The organism is Streptomyces sp. NPDC033270 (assembly GCF_055576575.1).
Genome location: NZ_JBVIRA010000002.1, coordinates 446,944 through 460,487, shown reverse-complemented (window position 1 = coordinate 460,487; position 13,544 = coordinate 446,944). Strand labels below are relative to the sequence as shown.

Sequence of the window (13,544 nt, the reverse complement as noted above, 5' to 3'; positions counted from 1 at the left end):
GGCCCGGCGCCGCTGGAGGCGAACTCCAGGGGTGCCGGGCCGTCGGCGTACGCGCGGGCGTCAGCCCATGTGCGGGTAGCGGTAGTCCGTCGGCGGGACCAGCGTCTCCTTGATGGAGCGGGTGGAGGTCCAGCGCATCAGGTTCTGCTTGGCGCCGGCCTTGTCGTTGGTGCCGGACGCCCGGCCGCCACCGAAGGGCTGCTGGCCGACGACGGCGCCGGTGGGCTTGTCGTTGATGTAGAAGTTGCCGGCCGCGAAGCGCAGCTTCTCGCAGGTGACGGCGGCCGCCGCACGGTCCTGGGCGATGACGCAACCGGTCAGGCCGTAGGCCGAGGCGGACTCCATCTGGGCGAGCATGGCGTCGTAGTCGGCGTCGTCGTAGACATAGACACCGAGGATCGGGCCGAAGTACTCGTCCTTGAAGATCTCGTTCTCCGGGTCGGTGGAGACCAGGACCGTCGGGCGGACGAAGTAGCCCTCGCTGTCGTCGTACGTGCCGCCGGCCACGACCTCGACGGTCGGGTCGGCCTTGGCGCGGTCGATCGCCGCCTTGTTCTTGGCGAAGGAGCGCTCGTCGATCACGGCGCCCATGAAGTTCGCCAGTTCCGAGACATCGCCCATGGTCAGCGACTCGACCTCGGCGGCGAACTCCTCCTTGAAGCCGGCGTTCCACAGGGAGGCCGGGACGTACGCGCGGGAGGCCGCGGAGCACTTCTGGCCCTGGAACTCGAAGGCGCCGCGGGTCATGGCGGTCTTCAGCACGGCGCGGTCGGCCGTGGGGTGGGCGACGATGAAGTCCTTGCCGCCGGTCTCGCCGACCAGTCGCGGGTAGGTCTTGTAGTTCTCGATGTTGTTGCCGACCGTCTTCCACAGGTACTGGAAGGTCTTGGTCGAGCCGGTGAAGTGGATGCCCGCCAGGTCGGGGTGGGTCAGCGCCACCTCGGAGACGTCCTTGCCGTCACCGGTGACGAGGTTGATCACGCCCTTGGGCAGACCGGCCTCCTCCAGCAGCTGCATCAGCAGCACGGCGGCGAAGGTCTGGGTCGGGGACGGCTTCCAGACGACCACGTTGCCCATGAGGGCGGGGGCGGTCGGGAGGTTGCCGGCGATCGCCGTGAAGTTGAACGGCGTGATCGCGTAGACGAAGCCTTCGAGGGGACGGTGGTCCGAGCGGTTCCACACACCCGGGGAGTTCGCCGGGGGCTGCTCGGCGAGGATCTGGCGCGCGAAGTGCACATTGAAGCGCCAGAAGTCGATCAGCTCGCAGGGGGTGTCGATCTCGGCCTGCTGCGCCGTCTTGGACTGGCCGAGCATGGTGGCGGCGGCCATCGTCTCGCGCCACGGGCCGGAGAGCAGCTCCGCGGCCCGCAGGATGATCGCGGCGCGGTCGTCGAAGGCCATCGCCCGCCAGGCCGGGGCGGCGGCCAGCGCGGCGTCCACCGCGTCCTGGGCGTCCTGGACCGTGGCGTTGGCGTACGTGCCGAGCCGGGCCGAGTGGTTGTGCGGCTGTACGACGTCGAAGCGCTCGCCGCCACCCATCCGCCGCTGGCCACCGATGGTCATCGGCAGCTCGATCGGGTTGCCGGCGAGCTCCTTGAGCTTGGCCTCCAGACGGGAGCGCTCGGGGCTGCCGGGGGCGTAGGTGTGGACCGGCTCGTTCACCGGCACGGGGACCTGGGTCACAGCGTCCATGGCCGTTCTCCTTCGATCGTCGGTTCGTACGTACTGCGGTCTTTTGGGGCGTTGGTCATCCTCGTGTCGCGAGCGACCTCAGGAAGAAGCCGAGGTTCGCGGGGCGCTCGGCGAGCCGACGCATGAAGTATCCGTACCAATCAGTGCCATAGGGGATGTACACCCGCATGCGGTTCCCCTCGGCGACCAGCCGCTGCTGCTCCGCCTCGCGGATGCCGAACAGCATCTGGAACTCGTAGTCGGTCGGCTTGCGCCCGTTGCGGTGCGCCAGCTCCTGGGCAATGGCGACCATCCGCGGGTCGTGCGACCCGATCATGGGGTAGCCCTGCCCGGCCATCAGGATCTTCAAGCAGCGCACATAGGCCTTGTCGACCTCCCGCTTGTCCTGGAAGGCGACCGTCGCGGGCTCCTTGTACGCGCCCTTGACCAGTCGCACCCGGGAGCCTTCCCCGGCCAGCGCATGGCAGTCGTCCTCGGTGCGGAAGAGGTAGGACTGCACCACCGCACCCGTCTGGGGGAAGCGCTTGCGCAGCTCGGCGAGGATGGCGAGGGTGGAGTCGACCGTGGTGTGGTCCTCCATGTCGAGGGTCACCGTCGTGTCGGCCGCGGCGGCCGCCTCGACCACCGGAGTGACGTTCTTCAGCGCCAGCTCGTGCCCGCCGGCCAGCGCCTGGCCGAAGGCGGACAGCTTGACCGACATCTCGGCCTTGACGCCGAGCCCGTGCTCCTTGAGGGCCTCGGCCAGCTGGAGGTAGGCGTCGCGGTTGCGCAGCGCCTCGGCCGGGTCGGTGATGTCCTCGCCCAGGTGGTCGAGGGTGACCTCCATGCCGCGCGCTGCCAGGGACCGTACGGCCGCCATGGACTCGTCCAGATGCTCGCCGGCGACGAAGCGGTCCACCACCGGACGGGTGACCGGAGCGGCCGCGACGATACGGCGGATGCTGTCGCTGCGCGCTGCGGCGAGGAGCACGGGACCCAGCATGGGGCACCTCCACGATTCAGGATGACAAATGCCATGCGAACGCCGGACGAGGCGGATGCCCCGGCACGAATGAGCCACCTGAAATTTAAGGATCGCGCCACTTCCCGGCCATCGACAGCTGTCACGCCTTCGTGGTCGGGATCTCAGACAGATGTATGAGAATGGTGGGGGGTGACCACTGCGACAGGAGAGGGCCGACGAGGGATGCGGGGCGACTACCAGCAGCTCGTGGACGAGATCTCGGCGGCGCTCGGCGCGCCGGCGACGCTGGAGGACCGGGATTTCGGGCTGATCGCGTTCGGCGCGCACGAGGGCGAGGACGACGAGGTCATGGACCCGGTCCGGACCCGTTCGATCCTGCAGCGGCGCTCGTCGGCGGCGGTACGGGCCTGGTTCGAGGCGTTCGGGATCGCCCGGGCCACGACGGCGCTGCGCATTCCGCCGGACCCGGCGGCCGGGGTCTTCCGCGGCCGGATCTGTCTGCCCGTACGCCATCAGGGCATCGCGCACGGCTACGTCTGGCTGCTGGACGACGGGCATCTGAGCGACCTCGCCCTGGGCGGCCACGGCACCCCGCCCGACCCGCGGATCGCCCAGGCCATGGAGACCGCCGCCCGGATCGGCGCGCTGCTGGCCGCCGAGTCCCGCGCCGGCACCGAACTCGGCGATCTGCTGCGGGAGTTGCTGCTCGCCGAGCCCGCCGGGCGGCCGGCCGCCGCAGCCGCGCTGCGCGACGCCCTGCGGGACACCCTGCGCTTCACCACCGGGGTGCCGCTCACCGTGGTCGCGGTGGCCCCCTGGGATGCCGCGGACACCGGCGCGGCGCCGCTGCCGAGCCTGCCGGGGCTGCTCGCGGCGTGTGCGCTGCGCGCCGGCGACCTTCCGGGGTCCGCGGCGGCCGGGCCCGCCCTGGCCGCCCTGGTGCGGCTGCGCTCGACCGGTGCGCTCACCCCCGCCCACACGGTGGCCGAACATCTGCTGCGCTCGCCGCGCGCGGGCGCCGCGGCGGCCGCCGGGCCCCACCCCGCGCGGCCCGGGCCGGGCGCCGCCGGGATCGGCATCGGCGTCCGGGAGCTGACCGACCTCCCGGCCGCCTGGCGCGAGGCCCTGCACGCCGCCCGCGCGGCCCGCGCCGAGCCCCGGCTGGGGCCGATCGTCCAGTGGGACGCCATCGGCTCGTACCGCATGCTGACCGCGCTGCCGGCCACCGACCCCGACCCCGCGATCGGCCCGCTGCTCGCCCCCGCACACGCCGAACTCGCCCGCACCGCCGAGGTGTTCCTCGACTGCGCGGGCCAGGCCGGGCGCACCGCACAGGCCCTGGGCATCCACCGCCAGACGCTCTACTACCGGCTCGGCCGGGTGGAGAAGCTGACCGGCCTCGACCTGGACGACGGCGAGCACCGGCTGCTGCTGCACATGGCCCTCAAGGCGGCGCGCCTGTAGGGGCGTTCAGGAATCCGACGGCTGCGGGCGCTGTGTTACGGTGCGAGTCGACTTCTCACCGTTGGGCCTTCCGCCTCGCCAACCAGCTTCCCCCGGGTCCCGATGACACGGGGAAGGTGGAAGTCACTCATCACATCCTGACAAGGGTGTTCTGTGATGGTGACGACGTGCGTCTGCCCTTCCGGTCCTTTCCGAGGCCCCCGGGAACTGCCGGGGACCGTGTTCCGGCGTGAGCAGCGTTCCGGCGCCGGCGGCCTGGTCGGCGTCAGCGGCCCGGTCCGCGTCATCGCCAGCAGAGCCGGTTCCCTCAGGGAGGTTTCCGGAGTGCCGGAAGTCATTTCCACCCCGCGCCCGTCCACACGACGTCCGTGGCGGGTACTCGCGATCATGTGCATCGGCTTCTTCATGTCGTTGCTCGACGGATCCATCGTCAACGTCGCCGTTCCCACGTTGATCCACAGCCTGGACGCCTCCTACGACCAGGTGCTGTGGGTCGTCGACGGCTATCTGCTGGTCTTCTCGGTGCTGCTGATCAGCACCGGGCGGCTGGGGGACCTCTTCGGCTACCGCCGGCTGTACGTGATCGGCATCGTCACCTTCACCCTCGCCTCGGCGCTGTGCGGGCTGGCCGGTTCGCCGGCCCAGTTGCTGACCGCGCGGGCGCTGCAGGGGCTGGGCGGGGCCCTGCTGTTTCCGCAGGTCATCTCGTCGATCCTGACGGTCTTCCCGCCGCGGCTGCGGGGCCGGGCGTTCGGCCTGTTCGGCGCGATCGCCGGTGTCGCCCCGATCCTCGGCCCGGTCGTCGGCGGTTTCCTGCTCGCCCACCTCAGCTGGCGCTGGATCTTCTTCCTCAACGTCCCGATCGGCATCGCCACCGCCGTGCTGGCACTGACCTGCGTGCCGCCCATGCGCTCGGGCCGCACCCACCGGCTCGACCTGGTCGGCGTCGCGCTGGCCACCGCCGGGCTGAGCGGCATCGTGTTCGGCCTGATCGAGGGCGAGCGCTACGACTGGGGCACCCTCACCGAGCCGATCAGCATCACCTCGGTCATCGTCGCGGGCGTCGTGCTGCTGGCGGTGTTCGTCGTCTGGCAGCACCGGCAGCGGGGTGAGCCCCTGATGCCCCCTGCCCTGTTCGGCACGCGCAACTTCGCGGTCGGCAACGGGGTCGGGTTCGTCTTCCAACTCGGCATGATCGGCATCATGTTCGTCCTGGTGCTGTACCTGCAGACGGCCCGCGGGTACTCGGCGCTGGAGACCGGCCTGGCGGTGCTGCCGAACGCCGTGCTCACCGCGGTCGGCTCGGCGTACGCCGGGCGGCTGGCGGACAGGTTCGGCGGCAAGTACGTCCTGATGGCCGGGATGACGCTGCTGGCCGTCGGCCTGCTCGTACTGCTCTGCCTGGCCGGCCCCACCAGCAGTGCGTGGAGCCTGCTGCCGGGTCTGCTCGTCATCGGGGTCGCCAGCGGCGCCACGTTCGCCCCACTGCAGCAGGCCACCACGGACGGCGTGGACCCGCAGCTGGCCGGGGCGGCCTCCGGCGTCTCCGGCACCACCCGGCAGATCGGCGGTGTCCTCGGCACCGCCGTACTGGGCGCCCTGCTGTCGGCCCGTCTCTCCTCGGCCCTGCGCGGCGAGGCCGAGAGGCACGCCGGCCGGCTGCCGGAGGAGTTGCGCGCCCGGTTCATCGGCGACAGCGCCGCCGCCGCGCAGAACTACGGTCCGCCCGCGCCGCCCAGCGGCCTGAACCCGGCCACGGCCGGCCTGTACGAACGCGTCACCGCCGAGACCTTCGCCAGCGGCTTCGTCGAGGCCATGCAGACCGTCCTCGTGGCGTGCGCCGGGGCCCTGATGGCCGCCGCGGCGCTCTGTCTCCTGTTCAGCCCGCACAAGAAACCGACGGCCGAGCCGGCTCGGCAGCGGCGGGCCGAAATCGCACCGCGGGAGTGACCCGGCACTGACATGGCCGCGGCCTGGTGGCCGCGGCCATCGTCGCGCCTCCTGACGGGAGGGTCACCGCTTGCGCAGCACCTCGCCGGCGGTGACCCGCCGCAGCGCGGCCGCCAGGTCGTCCCCGGAGGGCAGCGCGTCGGGGGTGACCAGCGACTGCACCATGAGGCCGGTGAGCAGGGCCTGGTAGAAGGAGCCGACGACGCGGGCCGCCTCCGCGTCGACCTCGGTGTCCGGCACCCCCTCGAAGATCGCGACGAGGCCCTCGTTGCCCTCCGGCAGCACCTCGCCGATCGCCTCGCGCAGCCCCTCGTCGCGCGGCAGCAGCCCCAGCACCTCGACCTGCGCGGCGATGAACTCCCGTTCCGTGGCGATCCGCCGCAGGACGTTGTCCCAGACCGCGGCGAACCGCTCCAGCGGGTCCGCGTCCGTCGCCCGCGCGTCGCCGGCGGACGGCGCCTCGGCCACGCTCGCGCCCCACTCCTCGCTGGACGCGATGACCGCCTGGCGCATCAGGGCGTCCTTGGAGCCGTAGTGGTATCCGATGGAGGCGAGGTTGGCGCCGGAGGCGGCCACGATGTCGCGTGCGGTGGTGCGCGCGTACCCCTTCTCCAGCAGGCAGCGCTTGGCGCCTTCCAGCAGATCTTCACGGTGTCCCATGCCGGCAGCCTAGCTCTGCGCATACGCTCGTACCAGACGGCTGTCTTAAACGTACGTATACGTTCTCGCGGTCACCCCCAAGTCACCGGGGGCGGTCCTCCGACCCAGGGCCCTTGCGCGGACCCGTGCCGTCGTCGATCTCGACCTCTTCCCGGTGGATCTCGGTGGTGATCTCCTTCTGCTCGGTCACCCGCTCGGTCTCCAGCCACACCCGCTCGACCGGCACCATCTTCTTGCTGATCGTGGGCTGCTCCTCGTGCAGGACGACCTCGGACCGGCCGTGACCGGCCCGCGGCGCCGCCCGGCCCGCCCGCCGGTCCTCCTCGGTGATCTTCTCGCGGACCACCCGCACCTCCTCATGCGTGACCGGGACGGTGCGGTGCACCTCCTCGGTGACCAGGTGCTTGCTCAGGTGGACCCGGCCGGTCACCCGCTCCTCGGTGCCGATCTCCAGCCGCTCCTCGGAGAGCACCATCTCGGCGGCGGGCTCCCCGCCGGGCCGGGTGTCCGCCCCGTCGCGGCCGCGCGTGGCCGCGCCCGCTCCGGCCGGCGGCCGGTCGAAGAGCTTGTTGCGCTCGCCGCGCGCCGGGGTGGGGGCCGTGGTGTCCGCCATGGATCGGGTCCTGGCCCCGGCCGCACCCGCGGCGGGCCGCGGGCCGAGGCCGGACGCCACGACGGTGTCGGCGCGGGCGCGGTCGTCGGCGACGCCTTCGAGCCCGCCGGCGTCGGAGGGATCATCCGGCCGTATCAGCCCGTAGTGGCGGTAGAGCCGGGCCTCTTCGGACGGGTCGAGATGGCCGTCGGCGTCGATCCGCGGCGCCTCCTTGATGGTGTCCTTGGTGTGCGGAACGCGCAGCTCACCATCGGTCCGGCGGGCCCCGGCGAGCGGGATGAAGGTCTCCTTCATCCCGAACAGGCCGGTACGCACGGTGATCCACTCGGGGTCGTTGGTCGCGTCGTCCCGGTAGACCTGCTGGACCGTGCCCACCTTCACGCCGTCCACATCGACCACCCGCAGACCGGTCAGGCTCTGCGGGGAGTCACCCACAGGTGCATTCATGGCGTGTCCTCCTTCCGGCACGCGCCGGCGGGGGCGTGCACGCTTCGCCGTGCACTCCTCCCATTGCGCGCCGCCGGGCGGAGCCACGCAAGCGCGGACGCCAACGGGCCCGGACTCCGCGAGAGCGGGGTCCGGGCCCGTTGACCTGCGAGATCGTACGATCAGTCGCCGAGGTTCACCGCGCGCACCGAGGTCGCGCCGATCTCCTCGGAGATCTCGCTCAGCACGCCCGGCGGAATCGTGTCGTCGACGGTCAGCGCGACCAGCGCCTCGCCACCGACATCGGCCCGGGAGACCTGCATCCCGCCGATGTTGATGCCCGCCTCGCCCAGGATCCGGCCGACGGTGCCGACGACGCCGGGGCGGTCGCTGTAGCGCATGAACGCCATGTGGTCCGCGAGCGACAGATCGATCGAGTGGTCGCCGACCGCCACGATCTTCTGGATGTTCTTGTGACCGGCGAGCGTGCCGGAGATCGACACCTCGTCGCCGCCCGCGAGGGTGCCGCGCACGGTCACCACGTTGCGGTGCTCCGGCGACTCGCTGCTGGTCGTCAGCCGCACCTCCACACCGCGCTCCTGCGCGAACAGGGGGGCGTTGACGTACGACACGGTCTCGTCCACGACATCCTCGAACACGCCCTTGAGCGCGGAGAGTTCGAGCACCTTGACGTCGTGCTGGGTGATCTCGCCGTACACCTCCACGTCGAGGCGCATGGCCACCTCGCCGGCCAGCGCGGTGAAGATCCGGCCCAGCCGCTCGGCCAGCGGCAGCCCCGGCTTGACGTCCTCGGCGATCACACCGCCCTGGACGTTGACCGCGTCCGGCACCAGCTCGCCGGCGAGCGCCAGGCGCACCGACTTGGCGACCGCGATACCGGCCTTCTCCTGCGCCTCACCCGTCGAAGCGCCCAGGTGCGGGGTGGCGACGACCTGGTCGAACTCGAAGAGCGGGGAGTCGGTGCACGGCTCGACGGCGTAGACGTCCAGTCCCGCGCCGGCCACCCGGCCCTCCTTCAGCGCGCTGGCCAGCGCCACCTCGTCGACGATCCCGCCACGCGCGGCGTTGACGATCCGGACCGACGGCTTGACCTTGCGCAGCGCCTCGTCGCCGATGAGACCGACGGTCTCGGGAGTCTTGGGGAGGTGGACGGTGATGAAGTCCGAGACCTCCAGCAGCTCGTCCAGCGTCAGCAGCTTGACACCCATCTGGGCGGCACGGGCCGGCTGGACGTAGGGGTCGTAGGCGACGACCTTCATGCCGAACGCCGACATCCGCTGGGCGACCAGCACGCCGATCCGGCCGAGGCCGACCACGCCGAGGGTCTTCTCGCTGAGCTCGACACCGGTGTACTTGCTGCGCTTCCACTCGCCGTTCTTCAGGGCGGTGTTGGCCTGCGGGATGTTCCGGGCCGTGGCGACCAGCAGACCGCAGGCGAGCTCGGCGGCGGTGACGATGTTGGAGGTCGGTGCGTTGACGACCATCACGCCGGCCTTGGTGGCGGCGGAGACGTCGACGTTGTCCAGGCCCACGCCCGCACGGGCGACGACCTTCAGCTTCTTGGCGGCGGAGATGGCCTCGGCGTCGATCTTCGTCGCGCTGCGCACGAGGACGGCGTCGACATCGACGATCGCGGGGAGCAGCTCGGCGCGGTCCGCGCCGTTGCAGTGCCGGATCTCGAAGTCCGGGCCGAGGGCGTCGACGGTGGCGGGCGACAGCTCTTCGGCGATCAGTACGACAGGTTTCGAGCTCACGTGGTCTTCAGTCCTCACTAGTCCTTCGCGGACGGCCGTCCCGACGGCCGAAGGCGGTGAAGGGGGAAAGCCGCGTGGAAGACGCACGACGTTGTGGGCCTGAACGCGCTTGTGATGGGCAGTGTAGTGGCGGTGGAGGGCGCGTCCTGCGCCGTTGCGGAAGGATCACCCGTGCGTGGTTCTACGCGGTGGACAAGGCACCTGGTCGGCGCCCGGCCGGGCACATGGACGAGGGGGCCGCGAGATGCTTCGCGGCCCCCTGTCCGTCGGGCTTACGCCTCGTCGTCCACCCAGCTCATGAGCTTGCGCAGCTGCTTGCCGGTGGTCTCCAGGAGGTGGCCCTCGTCGGCCTTCTTGTACTCGTTGTACTTCGGCAGACCGGCCTTGTACTCCGCCATCCAGTTGTTGGCGAAGGTGCCGTCCTGGATCTCGGCGAGGACCTTCTTCATCTCCGCCTTGGTGGCGTCGGTGACGACGCGCGGGCCGGTGACGTAGTCGCCCCACTCGGCGGTCTCGGAGACCGACCAGCGCATCTTCTCCAGGCCGCCCTCGTACATCAGGTCCACGATCAGCTTCAGCTCGTGGAGGCACTCGAAGTACGCGATCTCCGGCTGGTAACCCGCCTCGACCAGCGTCTCGAAGCCGGCCTTGACCAGCGCCGAGGCGCCACCGCAGAGCACCGCCTGCTCACCGAACAGGTCGGTCTCGGTCTCCTCGGTGAAGGTGGTCTTGATGACGCCGGCGCGGGTGCCGCCGATGCCCTTGGCGTAGGAGAGCGCCAGCTCGAAGGCCTTGCCGGAGGCGTCCTGCTCGACGGCCGCGATGCACGGCACGCCGCGGCCCTCCTCGTACTGGCGACGCACCAGGTGACCCGGGCCCTTGGGGGCGACCATGCACACGTCCACGCCGGCCGGAGCCTTGATGAAGCCGAAGCGGATGTTGAAGCCGTGGCCGAAGAACAGCGCGTCGCCGTCCTTCAGGTGGTCCTTGATGGACTCCTCGTAGACCTCGGCCTGGATCGGGTCCGGGACCAGGATCATGATGACGTCGGCCTCGGCCGCGGCCTCGGCCGGCGTCACCACGCGCAGGCCCTGCTCCTCGGCCTTGGCCTTGGACTTGGAGCCCTCGTGCAGACCGACGCGCACGTCGACGCCCGAGTCGCGCAGGGACAGCGCGTGGGCGTGGCCCTGGCTTCCGTAGCCGATCACCGCGACCTTGCGGTTCTGGATGATGGACAGGTCGGCGTCGTCGTCGTAGAACAGCTCGGCCACTTCGGGTATCTCCTTGGATCTAGCGGGGTGCCCACACAGTACGTCGGGCGGGGTCGGGAAGGTCGGTGGGTCTCGCCATACGGTCGCAACGGGCCGCGGGCGGATCGGGCGTCAGGCCGAGCGGTCCAGGGCGCGCAGCGAACGGTCCGTGATGGAGCGGGCGCCACGGCCTATGGCGATCGTGCCGGACTGCACCAGCTCCTTGATGCCGAACGGCTCCAGCATCTTCAGCATCGCCTCCAGCTTCTCGCTGGACCCGGTGGCCTCGATGGTGACCGCCTCCGGGGAGACGTCCACGGTCTTGGCGCGGAAGAGCTGGACGATCTCGACGATCTGCGAGCGGGTCTCGTTGTCCGCGCGGACCTTGACCAGGACCAGTTCGCGCTGGATCGCGGCGGCCGGCTCCAGCTCGACGATCTTCAGGACGTTGACGAGCTTGTTGAGCTGCTTGGTGACCTGCTCCAGCGGCAGCGACTCGACGCTGACCACGATGGTGATGCGGGAGATGTCGGGGTGCTCGGTGACCCCGACCGCGAGCGAGTCGATGTTGAAGCCGCGGCGGGAGAACAGCGCGGCGATCCGGGCGAGGATGCCGGGGGTGTTCTCCACCAGGACGGAGAGCGTGTGCTTGGACATGGTCTTCTCTCTTCTTCCGTGCGTCCGTGTCGTCCTGGGCTCTAGTCGTCTTCGCTGTCGCCGAAGTCGGGACGCACGCCCCGGGCGGCCATGACCTCGTCGTTGGAGGTGCCGGCGGCGACCATCGGCCACACCTGGGCGTCCTCGTGGACGATGAAGTCCACCACGACCGGGCGGTCGTTGATGGCATTGGCCTCCGCGATGACCTTGTCCAGTTCGTCCGGGGACTCACAGCGCATCGCCACACAGCCCATCGCCTCGGACAGCTTCACGAAGTCCGGGATGCGGGTACCGGCGCTCGGCTGCTTGCCGTCCGCCTCCGGGCCGCTGTGCAGCACGGTGTTGGAGTAGCGCTGGTTGTAGAACAGGGTCTGCCACTGGCGGACCATGCCCAGCGCGCCGTTGTTGATGATCGCGACCTTGATCGGGATGTTGTTCAGCGCGCAGGTGACCAGCTCCTGATTGGTCATCTGGAAGCAGCCGTCGCCGTCGATCGCCCAGACCGTGCGGCCGGGCTGCCCCGCCTTGGCGCCCATGGCGGCGGGCACGGCGTAGCCCATCGTGCCGGCGCCGCCGGAGTTCAGCCAGGTGGCGGGCTGCTCGTAGTCGATGAAGTGGGCGGCCCACATCTGGTGCTGGCCGACGCCCGCGGCGTAGATGGTGTCGGCGGGGGCGAGCTGGCCGATCCGCTGGATGACCTGCTGCGGGGACAGGCTGCCGTCGTCCGGCAGGTCGTAGCCCAGCGGGTAGGTCTCGCGCCAGCGGTTGAGGTCCTTCCACCAGGCGCTGTAGTCGCCCTTGTGGCCGGCGTCGTGCTCGGCCTGGACGGCGACGATCAGGTCGGCGATGACCTCGCGGGCGTCGCCGACGATCGGCACGTCCGCGGCGCGGTTCTTGCCGATCTCCGCCGGGTCGATGTCCGCGTGCACGACCTTGGCGTACGGCGCGAAGGAGTCCAGCTTGCCGGTGACCCGGTCGTCGAAGCGGGCGCCGAGGGTGATCAGCAGGTCCGACTTCTGCAGCGCGGTGACCGCGGTGACCGCGCCGTGCATGCCGGGCATGCCGACGTGCTGGGGGTGGCTGTCGGGGAACGCGCCCAGCGCCATCAGCGTGGTGGTGACCGGCGCCCCGGTCAGCTCGGCGAGCACCTTCAGCTCGGCGGTGGCGCCGGCCTTGAGCACCCCGCCGCCGACGTAGAGCACCGGGCGCTTGGACTCGGCGATCAGCCGGGCCGCCTCGCGGATCTGCTTGGCGTGCGGCTTGGTGACCGGGCGGTAGCCGGGCAGCTCGGTGTGCGGCGGCCAGACGAAGGTGGTCTGCGCCTGGAGGGCGTCCTTGGCGATGTCGACCAGGACCGGGCCGGGGCGGCCGGTGGAGGCGATGTGGAACGCCTCGGCGATCGTCCGGGGGATCTCGGCGGGGTCGGTGACCAGGAAGTTGTGCTTGGTGATCGGCATCGTGATGCCGCAGATGTCCGCCTCCTGGAAGGCGTCCGTGCCGATCGCCTTGGACGCGACCTGGCCGGTGATCGCGACCAGCGGGACGGAGTCCATGTGCGCGTCGGCGATCGGGGTGACGAGGTTGGTGGCACCGGGACCGGAGGTCGCCATGCACACCCCGACCTTGCCGGTGGCCTGGGCGTACCCCGTGGCGGCGTGCCCGGCGCCCTGCTCGTGGCGGACCAGGATGTGCCGGACCTTCGAGGAGTCCATCATCGGGTCGTACGCAGGCAGGATCGCACCGCCGGGAATGCCGAACACGGTGTCGGCCCCGACCTCCTCCAGCGAACGGATGAGGGACTGCGCGCCCGTGACGTGCTCGACGGTGGCGGGCTGCTGCGGTCCGCCGGAGTTACGGGCCCGCGGCTGCGGATGGTGGGCCCCGGAGGCCTGCTCGGTCATCTGCGTCTCTTCTCGAAGCTGAGGGTTTTGGCGGGATTTGTGAGGTTGCTATGCAACAAAAAACCCCTCGTGCCGTGAGGCAAGCGAGGGGAGCGCGTCGGTGCGGTCAGCCGGGTTTCTTCGGGCCCAGCTTCAGCCGACGCGCTTTCCAAGTACGAGAATTCGGGTGCGCATGGCACTGACCCTCCCCCC

10 protein-coding genes are annotated in these 13,544 nt (G+C 70.7%); 2 read left to right on the top strand and 8 right to left on the bottom strand.

Going from position 1 to position 13,544, the window contains the following annotated elements:
* Positions 1-60: 60 nt before the first annotated feature.
* Together pruA and ACZ5XZ_RS05525 are read right to left on the bottom strand one after the other, a co-directional pair.
* Complete coding sequence (gene pruA / locus ACZ5XZ_RS05530; RefSeq protein WP_468974795.1) at positions 61-1,692, bottom strand: L-glutamate gamma-semialdehyde dehydrogenase; 1,632 nt, start codon at positions 1,690-1,692, stop codon at positions 61-63.
* A 55-nt stretch (positions 1,693-1,747) separates the two neighbouring features.
* The gene (locus tag ACZ5XZ_RS05525; protein WP_468974794.1) at positions 1,748-2,674 is read right to left on the bottom strand and encodes a proline dehydrogenase family protein; all 927 of its coding nucleotides are present in this window, start codon (positions 2,672-2,674) and stop codon (positions 1,748-1,750) included.
* A 204-nt stretch (positions 2,675-2,878) separates the two neighbouring features.
* Here ACZ5XZ_RS05525 and ACZ5XZ_RS05520 point away from each other — a divergent pair, with 204 nt between their 5' ends.
* Positions 2,879-4,120 carry a helix-turn-helix domain-containing protein gene (locus ACZ5XZ_RS05520; protein WP_468974908.1) on the top strand — a complete coding sequence of 414 codons (1,242 nt, stop codon included), beginning with the start codon at positions 2,879-2,881 and terminating at the stop codon, positions 4,118-4,120.
* A 324-nt stretch (positions 4,121-4,444) separates the two neighbouring features.
* A complete protein-coding gene (locus ACZ5XZ_RS05515) occupies positions 4,445-6,070 on the top strand; it encodes an MFS transporter (RefSeq protein WP_468974793.1) in 1,626 nt (541 codons plus the stop codon).
* Positions 6,071-6,133: 63 nt separating this feature from the next.
* On the opposite strand, the gene ACZ5XZ_RS05510 is transcribed toward ACZ5XZ_RS05515, so the two are convergent.
* The 6 genes from ACZ5XZ_RS05510 to ACZ5XZ_RS05485 form a co-directional block, all read right to left on the bottom strand.
* Positions 6,134-6,730: a TetR/AcrR family transcriptional regulator gene (locus ACZ5XZ_RS05510; RefSeq protein ID WP_468974792.1), complete on the bottom strand. Its 597-nt coding sequence runs from the start codon at positions 6,728-6,730 to the stop codon at positions 6,134-6,136.
* Positions 6,731-6,812: 82 nt separating this feature from the next.
* Positions 6,813-7,790 (bottom strand): YsnF/AvaK domain-containing protein, encoded by a 978-nt coding sequence (locus ACZ5XZ_RS05505; protein ID WP_468974791.1) that lies wholly within the window; start codon positions 7,788-7,790, stop codon positions 6,813-6,815.
* Between the two features lie 161 nt (positions 7,791-7,951).
* Positions 7,952-9,544, bottom strand: coding sequence for a phosphoglycerate dehydrogenase (gene serA / locus ACZ5XZ_RS05500; protein WP_468974790.1), 1,593 nt, complete (start codon positions 9,542-9,544; stop codon positions 7,952-7,954).
* Between the two features lie 272 nt (positions 9,545-9,816).
* On the bottom strand, positions 9,817-10,815 hold the full coding sequence (gene ilvC, locus ACZ5XZ_RS05495; RefSeq protein WP_468974789.1) for a ketol-acid reductoisomerase: 999 nt from the start codon (positions 10,813-10,815) through the stop codon (positions 9,817-9,819).
* Between the two features lie 111 nt (positions 10,816-10,926).
* Positions 10,927-11,451: an acetolactate synthase small subunit gene (gene ilvN, locus ACZ5XZ_RS05490; protein ID WP_384431750.1), complete on the bottom strand. Its 525-nt coding sequence runs from the start codon at positions 11,449-11,451 to the stop codon at positions 10,927-10,929.
* Positions 11,452-11,492: 41 nt separating this feature from the next.
* Positions 11,493-13,352, bottom strand: a complete 1,860-nt coding sequence (locus ACZ5XZ_RS05485) for an acetolactate synthase large subunit (protein WP_384431753.1) — start codon at positions 13,350-13,352, stop codon at positions 11,493-11,495.
* Between the last annotated feature and the right edge of the window lie 192 nt (positions 13,353-13,544).